The organism is Desulfatiglans parachlorophenolica (assembly GCF_055394735.1).
The window spans coordinates 2,056,283-2,080,209 of record NZ_AP042460.1; the positions used below are offsets into that span (position 1 = coordinate 2,056,283).

Sequence of the window (23,927 nt, forward strand, 5' to 3'; positions counted from 1 at the left end):
AACATCCCTTCAGGACATCAGACGCGGCCTTCCATAAAGGATGGACAGGACACCCGGACCGCCCCGAGGCCCATCGCCGCGCCTTTTCCGACGTGAAACAGCTCCGCCGCCCGCAGCCATTCCCACACCCAGGGCGGCGGCTCCCGAAAGCGGGCGGTGCCCACAAGCCCCCCCATGGGGATCTTTTTGTGCTGGCGGTTGGAATAGCGCTGGTAGTCGTCCCACTCGAACCGGCCGTCGATGCGGCCGAGGCCGTTGCCGAACTGGGCCGTGACCCGCTGCCAAACTTCCTTGCCAAAAGGGTCCCGCTCCCCGAAAAGCGCCGCCAAGGCCTCCACTCTCCTCGCCAGGGTGGCGAAAAAGAACGGCCAGTCGATCACCCCGACATTTTTTCCCTGTTTGCGGAGGCGGAGCGGCGTGAGAACATCCACCTGCAGCTCCTCGGGGGCGGCCTCGGGCGGTCGCCCGAGCCAGTCCCGGAGAGCCGGCGGCGACTCGTACACCGGAACCCGGTCCAAGGCTTCGGGCTCACCGGACCCTCCGGCCGGCAGGATCTCTTGAAGAGCGGAGACCCTGAACCGCACCCTGGCCCTGCCGAGTCCCGAGCGTTGGGCCCGCTCGAAGGCCTTCAGGATCACCGGCAGAAAGCGACTGCAGTCCCCCACCAGAGTGATCTCCAGAGAGACCGATCTTCCTGCATTGTCCCTGGTCGGCATAAGGATGTAGCCCCGCGGCGAATCTAAGAGCCCCGGCAGCTCCGAGCGCTGGTCGAAGAGCAGGATCAGCGGGCAGTGGTCCCTGACAATGCACTGCTCGCAGCGCGGCCGCCCCTCGAATGGGCACACGAGCTTCTGCAGCTCCCAGCCGAGCACCCCGCGCCATGCGGAACCCAAATAGGCCTCGGGTTCGATCTCGCCCTCCAGTTCCGCGAGGATGCGGCACTTGAGGACGGGCAGATCCCCCGCAAGACTGGACGGCAAAAAACGCAGAGAATCCTTCATGTTCCACCTGGATGAGAATGATGATTGAATGCAGTCAACTCCATGGTCTTGAATTAACGCGGGGAAATTACGCATCAAGACATCGATCTCCATATCAGAAGGTTGCATATCCCGTCAATTGAATCTTGACCGGCAATTTACTTTAATTTTTCAATTCAACATTTATATCCACTATCCATGCAGCAAAACGATTCAATAGGAACAAGTCAGCTCTTGTCGTTAAAATTGTTCTCATCGATGCTTTGAAATGAAAACTATCGATGATTTTTTCCGAAAGTGAAAAGAATTTACAGATGCCTCAATTCAGCACCCACTTCCTGCACAAGAGGAACGGCATTTGCCGCCTGGTTTTCAAAAGAAAAGAGCATCTCCTTTGGTGATTTATAACAGGGACCTTTTGAAGAAAAGGGTCTCGCGCCCCGACGGTGACGAAAGGCCAGCTCGCTCGGCCGGTTTGCAAATCTCCGAGCACAGCCGGGATCACCGGGCCATCAAGGCTCGAGTTCGCTGTTTACTGACAGCTACGAGTGCTGAAGTTGGGGCAACCCGTTGTCCTCAGCGAGATCACGAAGAGCATAACGAGCACCCTTCCTTTCGTTGGCCACGAACCATTTGAACGACTCGCCCTCAGGATCGGGCGGGCCGGATTCCCCATCTTTGGCAACCCGTGGATAGCGCACCGGCAGGCCATCACCAAACCCACAGCAAGCCTGCAAAAAAGCCCTGATGAAGGAAAGTTGTTCAAAAGCCCCGCCGGTATCGCCATAAGCGCTGAGGACAGCCGCTTTGAAATCGTCGACAGCATTCTCCGACAAATCTTCAGTGGTCGCTTGAGGTTGCCATGAGCGATACTTTTCGCGCAACGACTCTCCTGTCAGCAAATCGCGCTGTGCGACGGATAGCCGTACACTCCCAAAACCAAGCGGTTTACCCCCGCCGAAGCGGTGGAAATGCTTTTCCGGGAGGTTCAGAAGAAACAACAACGCCCCCAGTTCAACCTTGGAGAGATTGGTGACATGAATATCGAAGTTGAAACGCGTGCCCGGCTTCACCCAGGCGAGGACCGACCGGTTTTGATCATCGCGCTGCTCTTGATCGTTTTTTTTCGGACGACGGTATTCCTGCCAAGGGCCTTGCTCGCTCTGTGTCCGGTCTCGCATGGGATTCTCCCAGTGGCCCTCCGGAAGGCCCTGGTGATGAGGGTAGACCTTGCGTCCTCTGAGCCCCTTGCCGGACGCATAGCCTGCGCCGATCTTGGACTGTCCGTCAGCCTGCGCTTCACCCATCGACGAGGAGGCAACATAAAACCTGCCCTGCTGCGGCTTCGGGGCAGCCAGGATCGCCAACGGCAACCCTCCGTCAGGAAACCTTTCAACGGCTTCTTCCCCACTCGATTCACAAAAGACCGGGCCCACACGCAACAGACCGCGAATTCCCGCAAGTTTACCCGGGGGCTGCTTCCGACCCGCGGCATCCCCCCTGACCCAGCCGAACACCCGGTCGGCAGGGGACAGTTCGGATTCTTTTTCCGCCGGCCTGAGCGACGGATCCAGCAGTGCCCAAGGCGAAGCTTCATACAGTTCGCGTGCGATCATGACGGGGAAAAGACCTTCAACGACGGAAAGATCCTTTTTCATACGGGCGTAGCATAGGGTACCGTCTCGAAGTTCGCTGTCGCTTTCCCTGTAGACGTGGCGCGACCAGGCGGTCCGCCCCGGCTCGGGACCCAGGTAGGCATCAAAGTCTTCTCCCTGCCTTTTACGCCTGTCCAGATCCTCCTCATGGATTTGCTGGTAGTTTTCGATCAGTTCTCCCCATTTTGCCCGAAGCTCGTCTGTAAGGGCAAAGGGCCCGGGGCATTTGACGGAGGGATCGCGGAAGAAGACCCGTTCATCGTGTTTGCGGTTGATATTGGCGTTGGTGATGCACAGCCAACCGTGAGCTCGTTTCATTTCCTTCATCGTCTTGTGCCAAGAATGGCCACCTGCATGGCCAGAAACAGGGGTAGGTTTGACATCGGGAAGCTCTCCTCCGCTTCTCACGATGGCGCGCACCTTCCAAAATTGAAAATCTGCAACGTGTTTGGTATTTTTTTTATCCCAGCGATGATGCTGAAATAGCTCCACCCAGCATTCCACCGGGTCTGCGTGCCGGGGAAGCGAGCCGTCCGGGTATTTCAAGGCGTTATGCGTGTTTTTCCCGGGACCGCTGTATCTCGGCAGCCACGCGGCGTACTGCGCGCCGTTAGGCTTACCCTCGAGACCAACTTCCGATGCGCCAATCAGCAGACGAATTTTTCCGTTTTCGACACGGGCAGGAACCAGGCGGAGCCCCTCCGCTGCATTCATTCGATACGCGAGCCGCTTCTCGTGCTCCTTTCCAGGGAATCTGCCCAGGCGTGAGTTCGTCACGGCCTCGTATGCCGCACGAAGCATCCCTCGGATGCTCGATGAGGGGATGAGAGGCCTCCCGTCCCTGCCAAGGAGCAAGGGAAGGGTCTTGTGCTCTTTCTCCTCCTTGGAGCCTTCCGTGTCAGGGACAAGAAGAGGAGTAACCGCCTCCATCTCAACCCGGATTCGGCCTGTGAAGCGATCCGAAAACAACCGATCCTGCCTAATCGGCCCGCAATCGCCAAGATCCGGGTCATCAATGCGCCGTGGCGGTGCCGGAACGAAATTATACGGGTTGTGGAAATGACGTTTTACGGCTGCCAAGCCTCCGTCCGCCCCGCAAGGCACGAAGCTGGACCCCGCTTCACGGATCTTTTTGGGCTGGCCGCCCACCCGTTCGAACTCCACTTCCTTTCCATTCATTTCTTTCAACCGTCCCATGATGGATTGGGACACCTCATTTTGGGATGGACTGAATATTTTGCCGTTGATATCGATCAGCGGCTTGCCCTTTTTGCTGAGCACAAGTTTCCCGCGTTCCAGCGCCATCATCGCACCTCCTTGAAAACGTCGACCAGGCGGCTCAAGGCCACTCGGAGCGCGCCGGTGTTTTGATCCTGTTGGAAGTAATGGCGGACCTTCAGGCGAAGGGGCCATGTCCCGTCTTCGAAATCCTTCGCAGTGCATTGAAGGGGAACGGCATGCAGGGAGCCCCCGGCCGTACCGACGAGGCTGAAGCCCTCCTTCGGGCCGTCCAGAAGCCGGTTTCCGAGGAGAATGCGGGGTTCGTCGTCCGGTCGAGTGGGGGAGCCGGCATCCGGCTCCTTCTTATCGACCACCATACGGCCCGAGAATCCGGTTTCGGTCCGCCAGATCATGGCCTCCTTTTCGTCTCCGAAGAGCCGGATTTGAAGGAGGTTGGAATCGGAGAGTTCCGGGCAGAGGTCCGGGAATGCTTTTGAAGAGAGGAGCCAAGGCTGCGCCGGGTCATCGGTCCGCCCCCAGGTCACGCCGTCATGGCAGTGGGCCAGAAGCCATTTGAACCCCACGCTGGCTTGGTCAGAACGGGCGCTGCCGGCAACCCATTCAATCAGCGAGCGGCACGCTTCCTCATTCAATGGTTCGATCGAGCATCCCTGAATCGCGTTCATGATCTCACCTCCTGCGCATTGAGGCTCTCGGCCTCGTGAAAGGCCCTGATTCGAGTATCGAAGAGCTTTCGGGCCTCCTCTTCCACGCTCAGGTCGGAGCGGATTTCGTACCGGGCACCTCCGTTCAAACGGATCCGGGCCGAGCCTTTCAAGACGCCTCGGCCCACCGAAGCCTCTCCCCCGACCGGGATGTTTCCCGAAAGCAGGTCCTTCACCAGCAGCAGGAGCAGTCCGGATTCCCCGTCGGTCGGATTGCGGAGTTCGAGCCGCACCTTCAGACTTCCTCCAACCTCTACCTGCTCATCGAAGAGCGCCCCCTGAACCACCCCGCCGGTGAACCGGTCGATGGCTATCCGGGCCTGGCGGCGCGGGTCAGAACCTTCCAGGAAGGATTCGGAGATCCGCAGCTTCGAGGCGCTGCTCCGGCCCGTCCGGGCATCCGCTTGCTCATCCTCATCGCTGCACTGCGCCCCGAATAGTCTATCGACCCACTGTTCGGCGTCGGCGGCTGATTCCCGCACCAGCCACGCAATCCTTTGCGCTTGAGCCCTGAGGGCGCCGGCCAGGCCGGTTCCCGGCAGCACAGGCCTGCCGGCGCTGCGCAGATGCACGGCGTCCGGCGCTGCGGGGTCGCAGGCCGGGCTGCGCACCAGCAGGTCCCCGGCCACTTTCAGGGCAAGGTCGACCAGTATCCGGTCCCGCTTGTCCGGGAGTTCCATCGGAATTTTGCCGGTCTGCCTGGTTCGAATGGCCTTCAAAGGAGATTCATGGGACTGAACGTCATCCCGTAAAGGATTCAGATGGTCCATCGTCAGCCAGTCGAGCCAGCCCTGCTGGGTGCTCAGATCGAAGCGCCGGGCCCTCCAGTGGCCGGCCTCGATCGATCCCATCCCGCGTGAACGCCTCATGCCGAGAGCGATATCCCCGCTGTCTAGCCCGTCCAGCGCCGTGACCAGCCGGCCGAGCTGCGCCGGTTCGGATGCGGAATCCTCGATGATCAGGTCGAGCCGGATAGGAAAATCGGTTCCGGCAGGGAGCAGCTCAAAATCAAATTTCTTGTGTGGCTTCGCCGTTCCGGTGGCCGAATCGATCGCCACTCCGTCGCGGATCTCGACCGTCATGCCCTCCGGCACCTCTCCCAGGGAATCGAAGACGATCAACGGGCTTTGGGCGCCCTCATCCTTCTGCCGCTCAACGCCGAAGAGGCCGGCGACCTCTCGATCTTCGTCCGAACGGTATCCCCCGTAAACGTCGGCCAGGTGGCCGCGCAAGGCCCCGGCCAAAGAAGCGCCGGGAAGCAGAGGCCTCCCGTCCTTTGCATCGCGCAGGACCGCCATGTCGACAGCCGAATCGCCCTCCCCGCCGAAGTGGCTGGCCGTTTTGAGCCTCATGCGGGCGGTGACCACCCAGCGGGCCGTCATGGCCCGAACATCGCTCCTCTTCCCGGAATCCGTGGTCTTATCTTTCATCACCGACCTCCTCAGCCTTGTTCCGAAGCGCCAGAGCGGCCAGCACGGAATCGATCAGCCTGGCCGACAGCTCGCCCGTCCGCGCCTCTATGAAACGCATCGCCGATTCCTCGGAAACGATGTGCCACTTTTGGGCCAGGACATCCGCATGGAGCCATTCAAGTATGTTCCCTCCACTTCCAGCCTCCAGAATCCATTCGGCGAGGCTCTTCCCGTCATTCATGACGCAGCGCTCCAGCTTCTGCATGGCGGGCCGCTTGAGGCGCTCCGCCTCCCGCTCCCCGTTCAGCCATCGCCTCAAGGTGTCGAGCGCGTCGGAGGGCGCACCTCGCAAAGGAGTCCGCAGCCGGCCGATCAGGCTGTTGCTGATTGCAACCGTCTTTTCAGGGGAGGGAAGGAATCCAGCCGCCGATTCTTCAATCTCTCGCACGATTTGGTTCCGCAATATTCCCGCCTCGATTGCGGCAACCAGGGGGGGCGGCTGACCGCCGGCCTTGACCGCTGCGGCCTCATTCGGCCTGCTCAGGCGGAAATTCGTCGATAGGGGTTTATCGAGAAACACAAAACGACCGTACCCCTCCTCCTTCCCTTCCCCCAGACCGTCGTCTTCGATGCGATGGATTTCGGAGGCCTCGATCCGCTGCTTCGCTTCGAAAACAAAGACCGACCCGGCTGCGACCGCCATGGTTTGGGGCACCTCCAGCCGCCACTTCCGGTTGAAACCGCCGATCCCTTCAAAGGACCAACGCCTGCGCAGCAGCACCGCCCGGCCCCCGAAAAGCCCGCCGATCAACTCCACCAGCGCGGCAGGATCTATTTGGCCGGTAGCCGGATCCCTCACGATGCAGGCCGAGGTGAGAAGCAAGCGGAACTGCTGCCCCGGTCGCATATCGCCGGTCAAGGGGCGCATCCCCTCGCAGCCGGGCCCATGGGCCTCGCGCCCGCGGGCATCCCACCACTCGACCGCCGCCATGCCGCCGTACCCCGCCCTTCGCGAACGGCCCACCAGGATCGAACCGCCCAGCAGTTCCTTGATGCGGTTTTCGGTTCGCAGCAGTTCCTCCTCGTCTTTGCCCTTCAGCTGGACGATCCCCTGAAACGCCTGACCGGCATCCAGGGATTCAAACGAAAAGATTGCCCCGTACGTTCGACCCTGCCGGTCTTTCCAAGCCCGCCCTTTTGCGCGGTCACGCTGGTGGTGAAGGCGGGCGTTCAATTTCGGCTGGACGAGGGTGGGCTGCGCCTCGCCGATGGTGAGAAATCCCGCATCCAGCGCGGCCAGCTGCGCATCGGGCCAGGAATCCATTCCCTCTTCATCTGACGGCGCCTCATCGTCACAGGCGGCAAGATCGATGGCCAACACGGGGTTGTCGCTATCCGCAGCGTTCCTCTCCCGCCGCAAAGAAACAGGGACGGGCAGCGCACGCCGGTCTTCGAAGCAGGGGTAAGCATTCAGGTAGCGCACCTTTCCGCTCAGAATGAGGTCATGAAACTCCTGTCGTCTGGAATTGTCGGCGCCCGGATCGCCCAGGGCTGCCGCGACCGCTCCACGCACGGCCGCACCCGGGATGAAAGGCAGGCACGAGGAACTGTTGGGGTCACCGCCCAAAGCGGTGACAATCGCCGGGGAGTTCAGGGTCAGGGTGTAAGGTAGATATCGATGACGATTCATGAAGTTTCTCCTTTCGCCGCGTGCCAGGTTTTCTCGAGGTCCCCGTCCAGGGTCAGCCGGATATGCCCGCGGCCGCGATTCCGGCCAAGCCCCGCATGGCGGGTCGCCAGGCAGGACAGGGCGAGGCAGCGAATCTCGGCAGGGGTGGGTTTTTTCATCCAGTAGAGGGGTGCCTGCAGCGTAAGGCCCCGGACCACTGCGCGGAGCGAGCGAAGCGTGGTCTTGGCGGGCGCTCCCGTGATACGGTCCTCGGAGGTCTGCCGTCGGATAACCGTCAGCGCCTCCAGGACCGCCATCGGTGAAATCAGGCTGTCTTTCCGGGTCTCCGCCGCTTCGATCCACCGGCGGGTCTCTCCGTCCACCGTCGCATCTCCGATCCGTACGATGCAGCGCTCGCCAAAATCAGCCTCGGCGCCGAAAACCCGGCCCCAAGACAATGACAATTCCGGGAAGCATCCTGAGAACTCCATGGAAAGCCACGAATCGCGCAGCAGTCCACGCAGGGTCTTTCCGCCGAGGAACGGCAGCCCCAGTTCGTCATGCTCAACCTCCACATCGACCGCCCCGGCAGTGCCCTCGCCCCGGCTGAAAGCGGCATCCGAAAGAAGCTCTATCTGAATGAAATGATCTTGACTCATGGCTTCTCCTCCTGCTTTCCGCGGTCACGAGCGGATGGTTCGAGCACTAGGTGCAGATCGAGCAACTCCACGGCGTCCAGGAGCGGCGTGCGGCTCTTCGCGAAAAAGCCGTCTTCGGCGATCCCCTGCGGCAGGCTGAGCCGCTTGTTCACCGCTCGCCAGGCAGTCATGGCCCTTCCTACCCCTTCAGGCCCTTCCCGGACCAGCTCGGCCAGGGCCTTCGCCTTGCTCCTCCGCCCGCACCAGGCTTTTCCTCTGAGGCCTTCGTCGGTGTCACCCAGAAGGGTCTTGGACAGCCAGCGCCAAGTCCCCGAGTCCTCTTTTGTTGACCCCAGAAGTAAAGGCCGGCAGGTCAATCGACATTCATCGATGCGGTATTGCCTGTCCCGGATTCGCTCCACCCCCTGCCCGGGGCGCGGCATCCCGATGTGCCAATCCAGGGCGCAGCCGGAGAGCCTCTCCTTTTTCCGCATCTTTTTGGCTGAAGCGCAGAGTCCTTCGGCCAGTCGATACGCCTTGGCGAAGGGCGTGTGGACGCGGACAACGGCCACCCCTGCACAGGCGGAGATTTCTCCGAGGTGGGGCAATTCCACGCCTTCAAAGGCGCTCAAGACCGTTTCGGCAAGGTCCAGCGCGATGCGCCCATCGCACACAAAGGTAAGATCGTCCCCGCCCAAAACGATGGGGCGCAAGGGAAGCATCCACCCGCCCTCGCTTGGCTTGAGTTCGATTTCCAGCCTCGACGGCGTCCCGGTTACCCAGCGGGATTTTCTCTTATTCTGCGCTCCGTTTCTCTCTTCGGAGCTTTGGCAGATCCGCTCCACCAAGGCGCAAAGGGCATCTTGCCCCAGTTGGTCGATCGCCTGCGACCACTCGCGGTATTCCCTGCGCACGGTGTCGTCGTCCACCTGTTGCTCGGACTTCTGAATCAGCCACTCCTTGATCTTTGCACCGACTCCGTTTCCGTCGGCATGCACCACCCCGATGAGGCTCGTGTCGCCGAGGGTTCGGCCGAGGTCATCCAGTTCGGTCGGGAAGGCGAATCTTTCTAGGCCTTCCAGGTATGCCGACCAGTGCCGGTTGGCCTCATCCCTCCTCTTGCGGCGCTGTAAGACGGACTTGGACAACGGAACGGTCTTTTCGGCCTCATCGAAGCCGACTGCGGGCAGGCCGGCCTCTCCGCAAGCCGCGGTCACCGAAAGCCCCAAAAGAGGTGCGGAGGGCAGCCTCGCCGTCTTCCTCCGCGCGAGATCGATCTGGATCTCCTGGAGTGCGCGGGCTAAACCCCCGATTTGGAATGCCTTGTGGGCCACGACGATCTCCAGCCCGGGCACCTCGTCATGCAGGCGGCGTGTATAGCGGGCCGTGAATTCCTGCGCGTTTTCCATGGAGTCGAATTCGAGAAGAGCATTGCCTCCCCCCGCCAGAAGGATGTCCCTTTCGGGCGCCAGGCTATCCAACGCGCCGTTGCAGGAGGTGCTCCAATCCACCAGGTAGGACCCGGTCACCACGTCCCGCAGACGGTTCGAGGAAAAGATGAAGCGCTGCACACCAAGCAGGTCGATTGCGGTCAAAACGCGCATGAAGTGTTCCTCCTATGAATCGAGCCATCGTTGAAGGGATTTCGTGTTCGGCCGGCCATCGGTCCCCGCCCATTCCCTCAGATCACCGAGGCCGAAGACCTGCGGCGTGTTGGGCGCATTCCAGATGTCGGCGACATCCTTTCGCAGTTGATCTATGTACAAGCCCTTTGGATCGCCGCCGTGAAGCAGACAGACCAGGGCGGATCGAGCCAGATCCCCTCCCAGTTGACGGGCGCGCATGGCCACCTCGAAGAGCTTGGATTTGCAAAGCTTCATTGTTGCATCTGTGGTGCAGGAGATCACATACAGCCGGTGCCCTCGAACGACAGCCACGTCGATCTCGAACTGGCGGCCGCCGGGCATCCTGCAGTCGACGCCGAGCGCGATTTCCGAACCGGCGGCAATATTCTTCACCAATCCGCCGCACCATTGCTCCAACCATACGCCCCCCAGGAATTTGCACCAGTTCTCATAAGTGTCCCTGTTCCAGTCCGCCTCTGGAAGATGCAGAACACTTAAGCCTTCTACCAACCCGCTGAGCTCAACCGGCTTTGCTTTCGCTTTGCTGATCGAAAGTAGCCTTCCATCCTCTCGATTGAGACCACGCAGTTCTTCCGCGCGATCAGGTTCGATGAGTACCTTCGCTGCGATGATTCCCGCATCGGCATCCGTGGGAGATTGACCAGCATTGTCCCTTTTGGAAAGACGCTCGATCCCGTGCAGTTGAAGGATGTCGTCTATGGGCATATCGACCGCTCGTTTTGTTAAATCGATCTCATAGCCGGTATCGAACCGAAGGACTCCCTTCCTTTCATCCAGGTAGGAGGCCTGGTCATCCCTGCCGCCCGCATCCTTGAAGGCCATGCGGGCATGAGCGGCCATGATCTTGGTGCCGCCCGTGTAGTGCAAATGCGCCCCTTGAGGCAATGACGCAAATGCGGCCCTCACCTGAGCGGCGTTTGTAGCCTCCCGGATGCAGACCTCCTCTAGAATCAGTTTTTCCTGCCTTTTCTTGAGGCCTTTCGAAAGCGAGTCTTTGACGCTCTCGGTTTCAGGGCTGTAAAAAAGATGGATAACGCGTGGATCGAGGACAAGTGCGGCTAAGTAGTTCGGCAGGGGATTTGAGCCTACAAGTAAGAGGAGATGGTCCACGGTCGGGAATCGATCTACCATCAGATGCACTCCTTTCATTTCCGGAAAAAAACATCGCTCTCGAAAAAACACATTCTTTTTCCCTCAGAAGAAGGCGCAAGTGTGCCGACGGATTTTTACTTGCCAGTCCACTGAATCCGGGGTGTCTATTCAGGCCGTTTCAGGCGGCGCACAAAAAAATGATCCCACCTGTCTTTCACCCCCTTTCGTTTTTCTGCTGCTGGATTGAAACGGCCCTATGTCAGGAATTTTCAAATACATGAAAAGGGTGGATAAAATTTACTGAATATTCTAAAAAGATTTATTCATAATCGCCCGCATGAATCCATTGTTTGATCGCTTTGCTCGAGCCGCTCCGTGACCGGTCTGAAGGAACCGGTGCATGCACCTTTTATTAAGCCCATTCGATGGTTGCCGTAATGGAGCCTCTATTATGGAACGGTTTTTCTGTGCGAAAATACCAAACGACTTCGGACCTCGAGTTCATTCTGGGCTGCTGTGCAGGAAGCAACCACGGTCAGGTTTCCTGCGTTACGAATGTTAATCATTCTTCTATCCACGCCCCCATGCGGGAAACGGCTCCGGCAGGCGATGATTCGCATCGGGCAAAACTCCTTCAATACCCGTTCCAACTGCTGCGACGGCTCGAGGCGGGAGGACCAGGCACCATTTGGCGTTATGTTCGAGCAAGCTTCAAGTAACGGCCGGAGAGCGAGTAATGTTCTCTTGATGGACATTCATTTGTCCCCTTATACCTGTCTGCTTCTAGAGTCAATATTTTAAAGGCCGGATGTCCCGCAAAAGGGCCGGTTTTTCAGCTCCAGGCTCGGGGCGATCCTATGCCTTCGCATGGCCAGAATCTTGACGCGGAAGCCGATCTTTTGACCGAATCCTATCCCATAGTTTTGACAGATGCGGTCACAAGCGAAATTATTTCTTCGTCAGGGGGAGATAATTTGCCGACTCGGCGGGTGGAGAGTAACGGATCGGTAGATTCGGAGGGTATCAAGGACTTTTGGTCGATCTTCTATGGCCATTTCAAAAACGCCAAAGCACATGAAACTTATATCAATTCGGCGTTTGATAACGATTTATGTAAAATTAAAAACCTTTCAAAGAAATGCCATAATGGATTGGAATGATTATGCATATTTATTTTATGCATTTTTCTGAACCTGTGCAGGAACAGGTTTCCGCCCCTGTTTGATCGTCCCTTGCCTCTTTCATAATGCGGAGGCCGCCACGCAGCACGATGACTGAAATACCAAGACCAATGATTAGGTCAGGATATCGGCTGCCGATAGCCCAGACCAAAACTCCGGAAAGGATGACACCGATGTTTGCGATGACATCGTTCGTCGAAAAGATCACGGATGCACGCATGTGAACGCCCCCATCACGGTGCCTGGAGATAAGCGCCAGGCAGATGGAATTTGCGATCAAGGCCATGGCGCCGACCCCTATCATCAGGATGCTGACGGGTTCACTTCCGAAAATGAATCGCCGCAGGACGTCGAAGAAAACCAAAAAAGCCAGAATCGATTGGACCATGCCGCTGATCTTGGCGGCGGCACCCTTTAACGAGGCGCTCTTGCCAACAGCATAAAGGCTGATCGAATACACGGAGGCATCCGCGAACATGTCTAACGAATCGGCTACCAGCCCGGTGGATTCCGCTATCAAACCCAGTACCAGTTCAAAAACAAACATAAAGGCATTGATGGCTAGAACAATCAGGAGGGTTCTCTTCTCCCGGGCATTGGTGATCTCCATCTCACATTCACATCCCGACATTCCAACCTCCTCCGTAAAGATTCAAGCCAGCTGATGCATCTGGGCTACGGTGGGTCCTGAAACGAGCCGCCGACAGCAAACGGTTATCGCCCGCTGCGAAGTAACCTTGCCGGAAAAGGACCGTCGGGCACCCTCGCCAGGCCGTTCACGTGCGAGCGCGCCGGAAAACCGAAACGAAACCACCCTTACGACATAGCTCCATCAGCGTTATCACGGACCGGACCATTCGGGCGGTCATGCGTCGGTTTGACCAACTGATCAAGCAGCGGGGGGCGACAGCACCTGCTCGGGGTCGCGCCCCCTGGCTCGGATGTTTCAATCCACGCCCCCGCGCGGGGGGCGACTGTGGCCATCTGGGTGGTGGGAGATGGTAGTTTTGTTTCAATCCACGCCCCCGCGCGGGGGGCGACTGCAGCTTTCTGCTGTTTTGCCGGTTCGGCAGTGTTTCAATCCACGCCCCCGCGCGGGGGGCGACTAACATTAGATGGAAAGATTGTTTAAGTCTGTAGTTTCAATCCACGCCCCCGCGCGGGGGGCGACGTGATCGCTCGTGATCCATCCGATTCGCGGTTGAGTTTCAATCCACGCCCCCGCGCGGGGGGCGACCATATGGCCGGGATCGCACGGATTCAAGAGAGGGTGTTTCAATCCACGCCCCCGCGCGGGGGGCGACTTTGGTCGATCCAACCCTGGCGCAACTTCAGGTGTTTCAATCCACGCCCCCGCGCGGGGGGCGACCATAAACATATTTTCTATGGATTGGATGATATCGGTTTCAATCCACGCCCCCGCGCGGGGGGCGACCCAGCTTATGGGCTTTGGTGCGTGGCTGTCTGATAGTTTCAATCCACGCCCCCGCGCGGGGGGCGACTCGACAATGCCTGCCGAAGCCCACAGCACCACGCTTTAGTTTCAATCCACGCCCCCGCGCGGGGGGCGACCACTAACGCTGTGTCTATTTGATGGGGCCGGGGTGTTTCAATCCACGCCCCCGCGCGGGGGGCGACCTAAAAGCTCGCGCATATAGGCGTCATATTCCGAGTTTCAATCCACGCCCCCGCGCGGGGGGCGACGTAAATGCTGCCCGAGTAAAAGGCCCCGGGCCAGTTTCAATCCACGCCCCCGCGCGGGGGGCGACATAGGTGGTTCCCAAACCAGTTCGAGCAGGGGCAGTTTCAATCCACGCCCCCGCGCGGGGGGCGACTACCTGCTTTGACCCTCCAGCATACGTCTGGATGTTTCAATCCACGCCCCCGCGCGGGGGGCGACTCAGGCAATAAAAATCATCCGTCGCGCTGAAGACGTTTCAATCCACGCCCCCGCGCGGGGGGCGACCAACGGTACGGCGCATTGTGCATGGTGGAACGCGTTTCAATCCACGCCCCCGCGCGGGGGGCGACCTTCGGGCACCGCTTGACCATCCGCTCGAGCACCGTTTCAATCCACGCCCCCGCGCGGGGGGCGACTGAGCTTTTGCAATGCCTCGACCAGCCCCAGGTTGTTTCAATCCACGCCCCCGCGCGGGGGGCGACCTGCCCGAGCGTAAGCCGTGGCGAGCGTGTGTTGTTTCAATCCACGCCCCCGCGCGGGGGGCGACTTTCGCGAAATCTGAGACCACCCGGGCGATATCAAGTTTCAATCCACGCCCCCGCGCGGGGGGCGACCGGCGCAGATCCTCGAACGGGGCTGGCTCCTGGAGGTTTCAATCCACGCCCCCGCGCGGGGGGCGACGAAGCTGCACGCGTGCGTGCGTAGGCTTACGCAATGTTTCAATCCACGCCCCCGCGCGGGGGGCGACCAAGGCGCTCAAGCGCCGCCAGGCCGAGGAGTGGGTTTCAATCCACGCCCCCGCGCGGGGGGCGACCCTGCCCATGTGGATTTCATGGCAAACTTTATAGAGTTTCAATCCACGCCCCCGCGCGGGGGGCGACGTAAGCAGAACGAGAGGGTGCAGGGAGCGCGTACCGTTTCAATCCACGCCCCCGCGCGGGGGGCGACTCACAAGCCGCTTCCGTTCCGCGTATCGCATGACGTTTCAATCCACGCCCCCGCGCGGGGGGCGACTCTGCATATTCGCAGGCCTCTTTCTCGTTATCAGTTTCAATCCACGCCCCCGCGCGGGGGGCGACAGGAATCAGTTCAAATTTTCACCGAGGAGCTCGGTTTCAATCCACGCCCCCGCGCGGGGGGCGACGAATGCCATTCGCCGCCGTTTTGGACGTGATGAGTTTCAATCCACGCCCCCGCGCGGGGGGCGACCCAATTCCCAGCAGATCTTTATGGATTTGATCTAGTTTCAATCCACGCCCCCGCGCGGGGGGCGACCGTGGCGAGGCCCTGGGTGTAGAGCGTGTTCAAGTTTCAATCCACGCCCCCGCGCGGGGGGCGACACATGACCTGGGGCAGTCGTTCCAGGAGGTGATGTGTTTCAATCCACGCCCCCGCGCGGGGGGCGACGAGTTGCCACCTGGATGCTGCAAAGGCCGGTGAAGTTTCAATCCACGCCCCCGCGCGGGGGGCGACGACGGCGGCCCTGCTGGCAAAAGCCGGCACTCATATCGTTTCAATCCACGCCCCCGCGCGGGGGGCGACATGCCGACGTCGTGGTCGTCGTCGTGGTTGCGAAGTTTCAATCCACGCCCCCGCGCGGGGGGCGACTGGTCACCACCGATCAGGTTGTCCTGATCGGTGGTGTTTCAATCCACGCCCCCGCGCGGGGGGCGACATCGAGGTCGATGATCTGCGCGAACTCGATCGAGGTTTCAATCCACGCCCCCGCGCGGGGGGCGACAAAAGGGCTTTTTGGGCCGCAGCCGCGGGGCGATGTTTCAATCCACGCCCCCGCGCGGGGGGCGACAATATTGAGAGTCTCCATCTGCCACATGTCGATTTGTTTCAATCCACGCCCCCGCGCGGGGGGCGACTAAGGATGTCTCCGAAATCGATCGGAACGAACTGTTTCAATCCACGCCCCCGCGCGGGGGGCGACAGCGGGCTGAAAACAACCGAGTACGGCGATACTGTTTCAATCCACGCCCCCGCGCGGGGGGCGACCAAGCCAAGCAGCTGACACACGCCCAGGAGAATTGGTTTCAATCCACGCCCCCGCGCGGGGGGCGACTGGGCAAGGGGCTTTAGTTGGATTTCGTGAGCCAGTTTCAATCCACGCCCCCGCGCGGGGGGCGACCGAGAAGGCCGCCTACGAGTTCATGAAGGGGCTGGTTTCAATCCACGCCCCCGCGCGGGGGGCGACGGAGTTTCATTATGGGGTCGACCGCTGGTTCAGTTTCAATCCACGCCCCCGCGCGGGGGGCGACCGGTTCGCCTGCTCCACCACCTTTTCGATGCTGACGTTTCAATCCACGCCCCCGCGCGGGGGGCGACCACGGTCGATTTCCAACTGCTCTTCGGCCTGCTTGTTTCAATCCACGCCCCCGCGCGGGGGGCGACGATGACACAGACAGCGATCTTCTATCGAAGATCGTGTTTCAATCCACGCCCCCGCGCGGGGGGCGACGGAGAGCGTGTGTTGCGTATCCACAAAGTATTTGTTTCAATCCACGCCCCCGCGCGGGGGGCGACTTGGGGAAGGCAGACGACGAGCCTGAGGCGGTCTTCGTTTCAATCCACGCCCCCGCGCGGGGGGCGACCGATTGATGTTGCTGATTGGGTGGTTGGCGATGCGTTTCAATCCACGCCCCCGCGCGGGGGGCGACGTTCTCCGGTGCCTGATCCGGATGTCCATGATTATGTTTCAATCCACGCCCCCGCGCGGGGGGCGACGCGATTTCATCGCACGAACATTCAAACCTAACTGGTTTCAATCCACGCCCCCGCGCGGGGGGCGACTACCAACGCGATCAGAGCCAGGACTTCCCCGATGTTTCAATCCACGCCCCCGCGCGGGGGGCGACTACGATCAGCTTCGCCGCGGCGCTGTCGAGTTTGTTTCAATCCACGCCCCCGCGCGGGGGGCGACAAGCCCTTGGAAATTGCAGAAGTAGCACGGCGTTTGTTTCAATCCACGCCCCCGCGCGGGGGGCGACGAACCAGGGATAGTCGGATGGTGCATCAAATGAGTTTCAATCCACGCCCCCGCGCGGGGGGCGACTGAGGTACAGGAGCGTCATGCCAGAGGGTAAATGTTTCAATCCACGCCCCCGCGCGGGGGGCGACGAAGCGGCCAGCACACGCACGTCGATATGATCAGTTTCAATCCACGCCCCCGCGCGGGGGGCGACAGCACCGATGTCTCCCCCGCCGGAACCGTGAACGTGTTTCAATCCACGCCCCCGCGCGGGGGGCGACTGAACCATTGTGGACGATCCACAATCCGATATGATGTTTCAATCCACGCCCCCGCGCGGGGGGCGACTGTTTGCAGCAAGCAAGGGCCGGGGTACAAAAAAGTTTCAATCCACGCCCCCGCGCGGGGGGCGACGTGGGCAAGGGTCTTTAATGGATTTTGTTTCGCAGTTTCAATCCACGCCCCCGCGCGGGGGGCGACTCCCTATTATCGTTGATTGAGAACCTGCAACTAGTTTCAATCCACGCCCCCGCGCGGGGGGCGACTGTCTGCGAGCTTTTGCAACATCTCGTCGTACCATGTTTCAATCCACGCCCCCGCGCGGGGGGCGACCGAATGACTGAATGATCTCATCCATCGCGGAAGTGTTTCAATCCACGCCCCCGCGCGGGGGGCGACGCCGTCATGAAAAAGGCTATGGGGGCCGTTGTCATGTTTCAATCCACGCCCCCGCGCGGGGGGCGACATGCCGTAGGTACTGATGATGTCCTGAGATGGAGTTTCAATCCACGCCCCCGCGCGGGGGGCGACCCGATCAGCCACCCAAATCTGCCCCACATCAGCCGGTTTCAATCCACGCCCCCGCGCGGGGGGCGACAATACCCATCGCTGTTGTCGAACTCTAGGCTGACGGTTTCAATCCACGCCCCCGCGCGGGGGGCGACTACTCCTCGCCCGCCTTGACGTGCCACCCGGCCTGTTTCAATCCACGCCCCCGCGCGGGGGGCGACAGGAGGAATATGATGGAATACAAACTGATCGACGAGTTTCAATCCACGCCCCCGCGCGGGGGGCGACCAACCTCGCCGGTCTGGATGCGGTGGGGAACCTGTTTCAATCCACGCCCCCGCGCGGGGGGCGACGTGTATGCGGTGCCACGTCTCACCCCCCTGGGCAGTTTCAATCCACGCCCCCGCGCGGGGGGCGACTGTCGGCCTCTATCTTAGCTTGGGAACAAGCAAAACGGGGCCATTTCCGCGAAACTGACAAGCAAATGACATTGCATCCGTAGGACAGGGCTTTAACCTTCTGTAACAGTTTAAAATTAAAGAAAAAATAGGAAATGCGAATCATCAGAGGGGTAATTGGGCATGAAACCCTTTCACCACAAGGCTCTGCCTTGTAGTGTCGGCATTGCGAACTTCCGGTTCGCAACTGCTTCATACAATCAGAGGCCCCTCTGGATCAGGGACCCCTTTTGCCCCTATGTGCTCAACGCGCCGCTTCCAATTAGAACCCAGAAAATAGAATCTCAGGCTGTCCTTCTCGGGTTCGATCTCATCGAGCAGTTTTTGGCGCAACACGGCCCACTGCGCAGGATCAACGAGGCATTCAAAAACCGAAAACTGGACCCTTTGACCATAGTCCTTACAGGTTTTAGCTACACGCCGCAGACGCGCTTGTCCCTCGGTGTCAACGGTTGAAACATCGTAACTCACCAATACCATCATCCCTATGCCTACTTCCAGATAAAGGGCGGGTACCCATCCAGATCACCCCTAAGATATCTTGCCAACAATAAAGATTGGATATGGAACAAAATCCCTACATGCACCTTCTCATTGAGGTACGGATGAATAATCTCTTCTTGCTTACGTTTCTGATACGCCGAAATAACTTCCTTCCTGGTTTCGTCATTCATAAGCACAGCTCCAGAATCGGTTCTTGTGAACCCTGTTTTCTGAACCGTACGCAGGTTGATCAAGGAAACCACAAGCCTGTCCGCCAGATATGGCCGGAATTCCTCCATCATATCCAGAGCAAGCCCGGGGCGCCCCGGACGATCCCTGTGAAGGAAACCGACAGCCGGATCCAGTCCGACGGTCTCCAAGGCAGATCGGACATCATGGAGCAACAGGGTATAAATAAATGAAAGCAGGCAGTTCACGTTATCGAGCGGTGGGCGCCGATTCCTCTCCTGAAACAGGAATGATTCCTTCTGTACGGTAATGAGATGGTTGAATACGCTGAAATAGATGCGGGCAGCATCACCTTCAAGACCTCGTAAGACATCGAGAAACTTCTCTTGCTGAATCCTCATCAGTGTTTCTCTGATCCTCAACGAAGCGGCACGGACCTCACTGGAAGCCAACTTTTCCCCGTGATCTCGCAGTGCTCTCTGGAGCACAGCCCGGCAGTTGGCCAGCTTCCCCACGAGAAAGTTCCTGGCAAGCTCCACTGTGCCATCCTGGTCGTCTGCCCTCCGATACTGCTCACGGCGCAGCAGAACATTTCCGGAAACAGGCCCCTGGACCCTGGCAAGGAAGCGGCCATGCTCTGAAAGGAAACTGACGGACACATCATTCTTCGCGCAAAACCCCATTAGAAAAGGGCTGCACAAAACATTTCCAAAGCACACAATGCCGGAAAGGGTGTGGACCGGAACCTGCAGTTTGATCTCTTTCCTGACCGAAACCACCACCGTTTCCCGCTCTTTGAAAAGGTAAGCCCCTTGTGTCGTAACGAAGAGGGTGTTGAGATGCTTTTTCATTATTGTTTTCCCATTACACGGGCTCGTCGTCCCACCGGAGAGCTTTTTGAAGATATCCTGCTACGGACTTGGACCGGCTCATGCTCTTTGGCATGCACAAATCCAAAAGCGAGCATTGGTCGCATTTCTTTGAATACCGGGCCTTCGGTGTGATGTTGGATTGGATGAGCCTGTGCAGACGCAAGGCTGCATCCTCCGTCCTGGCACGAAGCCCAGCGCTGAACGTGACCACCTTTCGGCGCCTGGAAGCCCCGTAATAGAGCGCTCCGGCAGGAACCGGGACATCGAGCATCTCCTCGAGGCACAGACCTTGGGCGCACAGTTGGACTTCATAGCAAAGCTGCATTTTGAGCCGGCCGCGTTTGTATTCCACCGGAAAGGGAACCCAGGAGCCTTCCCGCATGGCTCCAGCCGGAGGCGCTGCCCCATTTCCCCCGGCATCCAGCTCTGCGAAAAGCGCATCCAGCGTTTGATCTCGAGGCGCATGTTCCGCCTCTGCGCTGTTTTCTGAATCGGCGCCCGAGGAATGGAACTCCACTACATCGGCCTTGCCCACGAGGCCGAGTCGGCGCGAACGGATATCGACATTGTAAGCAGTGCGGAGCGCTGCCCTGGAGAGCGAACCACCCTGATCCACCCGCTCGTGAAGGATCTTGCCTTCCGTGGTGTAGCGGTTTTCGTTCCAGACCCTTTCCGTAAAGATCAGAGCGCAGCGTCGCTCGCAGTAGATCAGCTGAGCAAGAGCCGAAACAGGCAGCAAATCATCTTCCTCATAGACTACAGGGCTTTCCCGGGTTATCTCGGGCGCGCTCTCGCACTTCTCCTTCATCATAGCTTTGCCGGATGCATTCTCTCGAGATCGCCTTTCGTCGTATTCCACATCCAGAACTCCACTCCTTTCGGTATCTTTTCTACATCGACAATCACTTTGTAATCCTTAAACCCACGCGGCACCGGCACGGCCTTTTGTATATCCACCACCTTGCCAAGATCCAGCAGCACCTGCGCAGGCGCACAGCCGAGTTTGGCCTGACGGAGACATTGCTCCGGGTCGCTGTCAGTGCCGACATGCTTGAATATGTAAAGCGCTCGGGTCGACATGAACCCCTTGCTCGCCGAGCGGTCATGCTCGTACATGTTGGCCAGCGCCTCCCACAGAATAGACAGGTCGGCTTCGGTGAAGCCGACCCCTTCGGCGAGGTTTGCGCTCACAAAACCCTTTCCTACATAAAGGCCATAAGGAACCAGGTTTTTCCGACCCATGGTTCTGAGCTTGTCTTCATCCTGTTCACTCTCCCACTTCTCGTAATCCTCGACGGTCTTGGCCCCCTTGACTGTTTCCGACACCGCCATGCGGGTTATAGATACATCGAGGGGAAGCACGGGGTCCACCGAACGGGCAAAAGCAATCTGCACGGGACCACGCACCTGACCGGCATTGGCCCCGGTGCTCATCACCGCCCCAAACGTCCTCACGTCGTAAAACGTCTTACACATCCACTCGCGGGCTAAGCCCACCTTGGCCTTTGTAGAACCTTTCTGGGGGATACCGCCGGTCTCATGATGCGCCATGGCGATAGGCCGACAAAGATTTGTGCCTTGCTCTATAAAGATGGCATACGGGGAGACATTGCCATTCCTTAATTGGACGTAATTGCGCACCCGCCTCTTGATCGCCACATCGGAAACGAGCCCGTGCATATCTTCCGGATCAAGCCTGGGGGCGTTGCCGGAGTCCGGATCACCGTTCGGGTTACCGTTTTCACAATCGAAGATCAACAAGAACTCATATCGGTTCGAAATCACCTGACTCATCACGCTTGCTCCTCTCTTTGGATGGTGTGATTTTCATCACGTTCGCTGTTCGACTTCCTGCCTCGGGCAGCCAATTGCTGATAATAGCCCAATGCGAAAAGGCTCTGTTCCTCAAGGGTCAAAGTCCTTGGGATATGATTCTCGATGGCCCCCATAACTTGGGCGATTTCTTTTTCAAACCACTGGGCCAATCCGGTGTCCAACTTGCTCAGATGGTTCTTTGCATTCGCAGTAAGGCGGCCTATGACGAGGCCAGGTGTCTGGCTTGCCGCCGCGTAGTAGCGTTGGACGACCCCGGCGCCTACCTCACCGAGGGCGGCCCTCTGAAGGCCTGCAAAAAGGGCGAGGAGTCTTCCGCAGTGGTACGCGGGATGAGGATGATCCGGGTTCAGATAAGCTGACATATGTTCATCTCCTTTCCTGATGTGATACGCTTTTATAAGCCCCATCCTGGCATGATTCGCTGGATTGTTTTTAATGACGTCCGCCCTGAATCGTAAGACCGCCTGCGGAATGACGAATTCCGGCAAAGCCGACCCGGTTGCAGCGGCGCGCCATAACCGCTGCAGCCAGGGCTGCGGCATATCACCAAGATCCCGCACGAGACTACCAGCCACCGCCATGAACTTGGGAGCCTTGGCTATGCCCTTGCCATCGCGTGCGCAGCACTCGAGATGCGAAAACCATTGGTTGATTGCAGCCACAAGGTCCTCGAAGGCCCCCTGCATATACTCCCTCACCATCACCCGCCCCGCCGCGCCCGAGACAAAAAGAGCGTAATAGATGTTTCCTGAGAGATCCGGGCGTCCCCCGGTTCTGAGAGCATCGAGCAATCGCCGCGCCTCTCCCTCCGCAGCACTACTGGTTTGCTCCCCTGGTTCGTGCAGCCAGTAGAGCGGGTCTTCATCCTCCCCTGTTTCCTTGGAGAACCAGTAGACACACAAAGCGTCACCCAGTCGGCGCGCTTTCTCCTTTATCAGGCGGTTCAATGCTTCCGTATACTTTTTGGCCGTCTCTTCCGACATCGCCGCGTTAGCCGACTGTTCGAATCCATAGGATCTGAAGGCCTCTTTGTCGAAACCCACCAGTACATCCCCTGTTGGGAGCCCACCGACGCCGGCCAAGCCTTTGATTTTCGGGTGAGTGGCGGCAGGCGTCGCCCAGTCGCCGGTTGCAATATCGACCATTCTCCGCCCGAAATTCTTTGCCTTTTCACGGCCTAACCCTCGCCGGAATTCTCTCCACCATTCGCGCCAGTCATCCTGTTCCAGAGGGTTGATACCGTCGACGATGACAACGGCTGAATCTGTAGGAGCAGCTCGCTGCCGCTGCAATTCCGTTTTCAGCAGCTCCAGTTGGCCGGGATCCCCAAGCATCTTGGCGGCAGAAGCGAGATAGGGCGCCTGCACGGATACCTCCTGAAGCATGTGGCGGAAAAAGCCCTGCTTGGCCCTGAGTTTTTCCTGCGTCTTACTGTCTGCATCCCCTTTGACGAAGCAGGCCATCGTCGCAAGCGAATCCACCAGGAAGTGACTGCGTGGTTCGTTCCCTCCTATCAGTTCCGCTTGCATCAGATCCGGGCAACCTTCGAACATGCGGCCCTTGTCTTCCGCAAGAGAAAAGAGGCCCTCGAAAAGGCCCTCACCCGAACAAACGATCCCCCACTTCACCGCCTTCCGTGAAAACCCGGGTTCGGCATCTCCCTCTTGTCTCAGCAATAGTTCAAGCATGCATTGCCTCCGCTGTCTTTTTCACGCGCGGGTCTTGATACGCGGGGATTTCCATCACGCCCCGCCGGACCTGGGCTTCAAAAACGCTCACCATCGGTGCTGCATCCGGACTGTTCTCTTTCCCGAGATCAAAAACGTCATAAAGCATCCACCCGAGGTCGCCATCCCATTCCACTGCACTCACAGGGCCAGCTTGCGGCTCGATATAGGAAAAATAGGCGGGAAACTCCTTACAACCAAAATAGGGCTGGTAAAAGCATTTGCCGGCGCTTGCCCTTCGCTTGAACTGCTCATCCATGGCCTTTATTTCCCTGCCGTCTCCGCGGTGCTCCATGTGTGCATATATCCGATAGCGCACATCCTTAAGGGCCATCGTCTGCCTCTGGGTCCGGCCCTTCTGATCGGTTCCCAAGGACTCCCGGTCTCCATCCGCCCAAAGGGGTTCGGCCGGGCGCTTTCCGTTCATCCAGGCCAGGACCACCCTCTCTGGTGGGGCCTTGTCCTTCACTTCGTTGCGTCTGATACCTATGTATCTAGGGGGCCTCAAGACCTCCACCCGCTCCATCTGCCAATAGAACCGGTGGGACTTCTTCCAGTAGATGGCGTCAAAGATACCTCGGCCGGCAGAAGGCGTTATGACAGGATAGCTGAACCGCTCCACTTTCATCTCGGGCCTTGTAAAACATGCAAATTCTCCCCAGACATAAAGGCCATGGGTCATACCACGCATGGCAA

Annotated in this window: 16 protein-coding genes and 1 CRISPR repeat array; of the genes, 1 reads left to right on the plus strand and 15 read right to left on the minus strand. The window is 59.1% G+C overall.

Features of this window, described 5'->3' with window-relative positions:
* Positions 1–17: 17 nt before the first annotated feature.
* The 8 genes from cas6 to ACZ500_RS09690 form a co-directional block, all read right to left on the minus strand.
* Positions 18–1,001, minus strand: coding sequence for a CRISPR system precrRNA processing endoribonuclease RAMP protein Cas6 (cas6, locus tag ACZ500_RS09655; RefSeq protein ID WP_464232287.1), 984 nt, complete (start codon positions 999–1,001; stop codon positions 18–20).
* A 521-nt stretch (positions 1,002–1,522) separates the two neighbouring features.
* Positions 1,523–4,048: a TIGR03986 family type III CRISPR-associated RAMP protein gene (locus ACZ500_RS09660; RefSeq protein WP_464232288.1), complete on the minus strand. Its 2,526-nt coding sequence runs from the start codon at positions 4,046–4,048 to the stop codon at positions 1,523–1,525.
* Complete coding sequence (csx19, locus tag ACZ500_RS09665) at positions 3,940–4,542, minus strand: type III-D CRISPR-associated protein Csx19 (RefSeq protein WP_464232289.1); 603 nt, start codon at positions 4,540–4,542, stop codon at positions 3,940–3,942. The genes ACZ500_RS09660 and csx19 overlap by 109 nt, the downstream gene beginning before the upstream one ends.
* The gene (locus ACZ500_RS09670; protein WP_464232290.1) at positions 4,539–6,011 is read right to left on the minus strand and encodes an RAMP superfamily CRISPR-associated protein; all 1,473 of its coding nucleotides are present in this window, start codon (positions 6,009–6,011) and stop codon (positions 4,539–4,541) included. Before ACZ500_RS09670 ends, csx19 begins: the two co-directional genes overlap by 4 nt.
* Positions 6,001–7,683, minus strand: a complete 1,683-nt coding sequence (locus ACZ500_RS09675; protein ID WP_464232291.1) for a hypothetical protein — start codon at positions 7,681–7,683, stop codon at positions 6,001–6,003. Before ACZ500_RS09675 ends, ACZ500_RS09670 begins: the two co-directional genes overlap by 11 nt.
* On the minus strand, positions 7,680–8,321 hold the full coding sequence (locus tag ACZ500_RS09680; RefSeq protein WP_464232292.1) for a hypothetical protein: 642 nt from the start codon (positions 8,319–8,321) through the stop codon (positions 7,680–7,682). The genes ACZ500_RS09675 and ACZ500_RS09680 overlap by 4 nt, the downstream gene beginning before the upstream one ends.
* Complete coding sequence (locus tag ACZ500_RS09685) at positions 8,318–9,904, minus strand: Cas10/Cmr2 second palm domain-containing protein (protein WP_464232293.1); 1,587 nt, start codon at positions 9,902–9,904, stop codon at positions 8,318–8,320. Before ACZ500_RS09685 ends, ACZ500_RS09680 begins: the two co-directional genes overlap by 4 nt.
* A gap of 12 nt (positions 9,905–9,916) precedes the next feature.
* On the minus strand, positions 9,917–11,095 hold the full coding sequence (locus ACZ500_RS09690; RefSeq protein WP_464233147.1) for a PDDEXK family nuclease: 1,179 nt from the start codon (positions 11,093–11,095) through the stop codon (positions 9,917–9,919).
* A gap of 800 nt (positions 11,096–11,895) precedes the next feature.
* On the opposite strand from ACZ500_RS09690, the gene ACZ500_RS09695 reads away from it, so the two are divergent.
* Positions 11,896–12,198: a hypothetical protein gene (locus ACZ500_RS09695; RefSeq protein WP_464232294.1), complete on the plus strand. Its 303-nt coding sequence runs from the start codon at positions 11,896–11,898 to the stop codon at positions 12,196–12,198.
* Between the two features lie 10 nt (positions 12,199–12,208).
* Here the strand turns inward: ACZ500_RS09695 and ACZ500_RS09700 are convergent, their stop codons facing one another.
* The 7 genes from ACZ500_RS09700 to cas5c all read right to left on the minus strand — a co-directional run bounded on the left by ACZ500_RS09700 (position 12,209) and on the right by cas5c (position 23,922).
* A complete protein-coding gene (locus ACZ500_RS09700; protein WP_464232295.1) occupies positions 12,209–12,829 on the minus strand; it encodes a cation efflux transmembrane domain-containing protein in 621 nt (206 codons plus the stop codon).
* A 333-nt stretch (positions 12,830–13,162) separates the two neighbouring features.
* Positions 13,163–18,085: direct repeats of the CRISPR family, unit length 32 nt; unit sequence GTTTCAATCCACGCCCCCGCGCGGGGGGCGAC.
* A gap of 231 nt (positions 18,086–18,316) precedes the next feature.
* Entirely contained in the window at positions 18,317–18,607 is a 291-nt protein-coding gene (cas2, locus tag ACZ500_RS09705; protein WP_464232296.1) for a CRISPR-associated endonuclease Cas2, read from the minus strand.
* 8 nt (positions 18,608–18,615) lie between these two features.
* Positions 18,616–19,647, minus strand: a complete 1,032-nt coding sequence (cas1c, locus tag ACZ500_RS09710; RefSeq protein ID WP_464232297.1) for a type I-C CRISPR-associated endonuclease Cas1c — start codon at positions 19,645–19,647, stop codon at positions 18,616–18,618.
* Positions 19,648–19,660: 13 nt separating this feature from the next.
* The gene (locus tag ACZ500_RS09715) at positions 19,661–20,479 is read right to left on the minus strand and encodes a CRISPR-associated protein Cas4 (RefSeq protein ID WP_464232298.1); all 819 of its coding nucleotides are present in this window, start codon (positions 20,477–20,479) and stop codon (positions 19,661–19,663) included.
* The gene (gene cas7c, locus ACZ500_RS09720) at positions 20,476–21,462 is read right to left on the minus strand and encodes a type I-C CRISPR-associated protein Cas7/Csd2 (protein WP_464232299.1); all 987 of its coding nucleotides are present in this window, start codon (positions 21,460–21,462) and stop codon (positions 20,476–20,478) included. The genes ACZ500_RS09715 and cas7c overlap by 4 nt, the downstream gene beginning before the upstream one ends.
* The gene (gene cas8c / locus ACZ500_RS09725) at positions 21,462–23,192 is read right to left on the minus strand and encodes a type I-C CRISPR-associated protein Cas8c/Csd1 (protein WP_464232300.1); all 1,731 of its coding nucleotides are present in this window, start codon (positions 23,190–23,192) and stop codon (positions 21,462–21,464) included. The genes cas7c and cas8c overlap by 1 nt, the downstream gene beginning before the upstream one ends.
* Positions 23,185–23,922, minus strand: a complete 738-nt coding sequence (cas5c, locus tag ACZ500_RS09730; RefSeq protein WP_464232301.1) for a type I-C CRISPR-associated protein Cas5c — start codon at positions 23,920–23,922, stop codon at positions 23,185–23,187. The genes cas8c and cas5c overlap by 8 nt, the downstream gene beginning before the upstream one ends.
* Between the last annotated feature and the right edge of the window lie 5 nt (positions 23,923–23,927).

Bases quoted from the DNA above. Each gene is read 5' to 3' on its own strand.
- csx19 (WP_464232289.1), bottom strand. From the start codon at position 4,542: ATGAACGCGATTCAGGGATGCTCGATCGAACCATTGAATGAGGAAGCG.
- ACZ500_RS09675 (WP_464232291.1), bottom strand. From the start codon at position 7,683: ATGAATCGTCATCGATATCTACCTTACACCCTGACCCTGAACTCCCCG.
- cas5c (WP_464232301.1), bottom strand. From the start codon at position 23,922: ATGCGTGGTATGACCCATGGCCTTTATGTCTGGGGAGAATTTGCATGT.
- ACZ500_RS09670 (WP_464232290.1), bottom strand. From the start codon at position 6,011: ATGAAAGATAAGACCACGGATTCCGGGAAGAGGAGCGATGTTCGGGCC.
- cas1c (WP_464232297.1), bottom strand. From the start codon at position 19,647: ATGAAAAAGCATCTCAACACCCTCTTCGTTACGACACAAGGGGCTTAC.
- cas6 (WP_464232287.1), bottom strand. From the start codon at position 1,001: ATGAAGGATTCTCTGCGTTTTTTGCCGTCCAGTCTTGCGGGGGATCTG.
- cas8c (WP_464232300.1), bottom strand. From the start codon at position 23,192: ATGCTTGAACTATTGCTGAGACAAGAGGGAGATGCCGAACCCGGGTTT.
- ACZ500_RS09695 (WP_464232294.1), top strand. From the start codon at position 11,896: ATGCCTTCGCATGGCCAGAATCTTGACGCGGAAGCCGATCTTTTGACC.
- ACZ500_RS09685 (WP_464232293.1), bottom strand. From the start codon at position 9,904: ATGCGCGTTTTGACCGCAATCGACCTGCTTGGTGTGCAGCGCTTCATC.
- ACZ500_RS09660 (WP_464232288.1), bottom strand. From the start codon at position 4,048: ATGGCCCCTTCGCCTGAAGGTCCGCCATTACTTCCAACAGGATCAAAA.
- ACZ500_RS09680 (WP_464232292.1), bottom strand. From the start codon at position 8,321: ATGAGTCAAGATCATTTCATTCAGATAGAGCTTCTTTCGGATGCCGCT.
- cas7c (WP_464232299.1), bottom strand. From the start codon at position 21,462: ATGAGTCAGGTGATTTCGAACCGATATGAGTTCTTGTTGATCTTCGAT.
- ACZ500_RS09700 (WP_464232295.1), bottom strand. From the start codon at position 12,829: ATGGAGATCACCAATGCCCGGGAGAAGAGAACCCTCCTGATTGTTCTA.
- ACZ500_RS09715 (WP_464232298.1), bottom strand. From the start codon at position 20,479: ATGATGAAGGAGAAGTGCGAGAGCGCGCCCGAGATAACCCGGGAAAGC.
- cas2 (WP_464232296.1), bottom strand. From the start codon at position 18,607: ATGATGGTATTGGTGAGTTACGATGTTTCAACCGTTGACACCGAGGGA.
- ACZ500_RS09690 (WP_464233147.1), bottom strand. From the start codon at position 11,095: ATGAAAGGAGTGCATCTGATGGTAGATCGATTCCCGACCGTGGACCAT.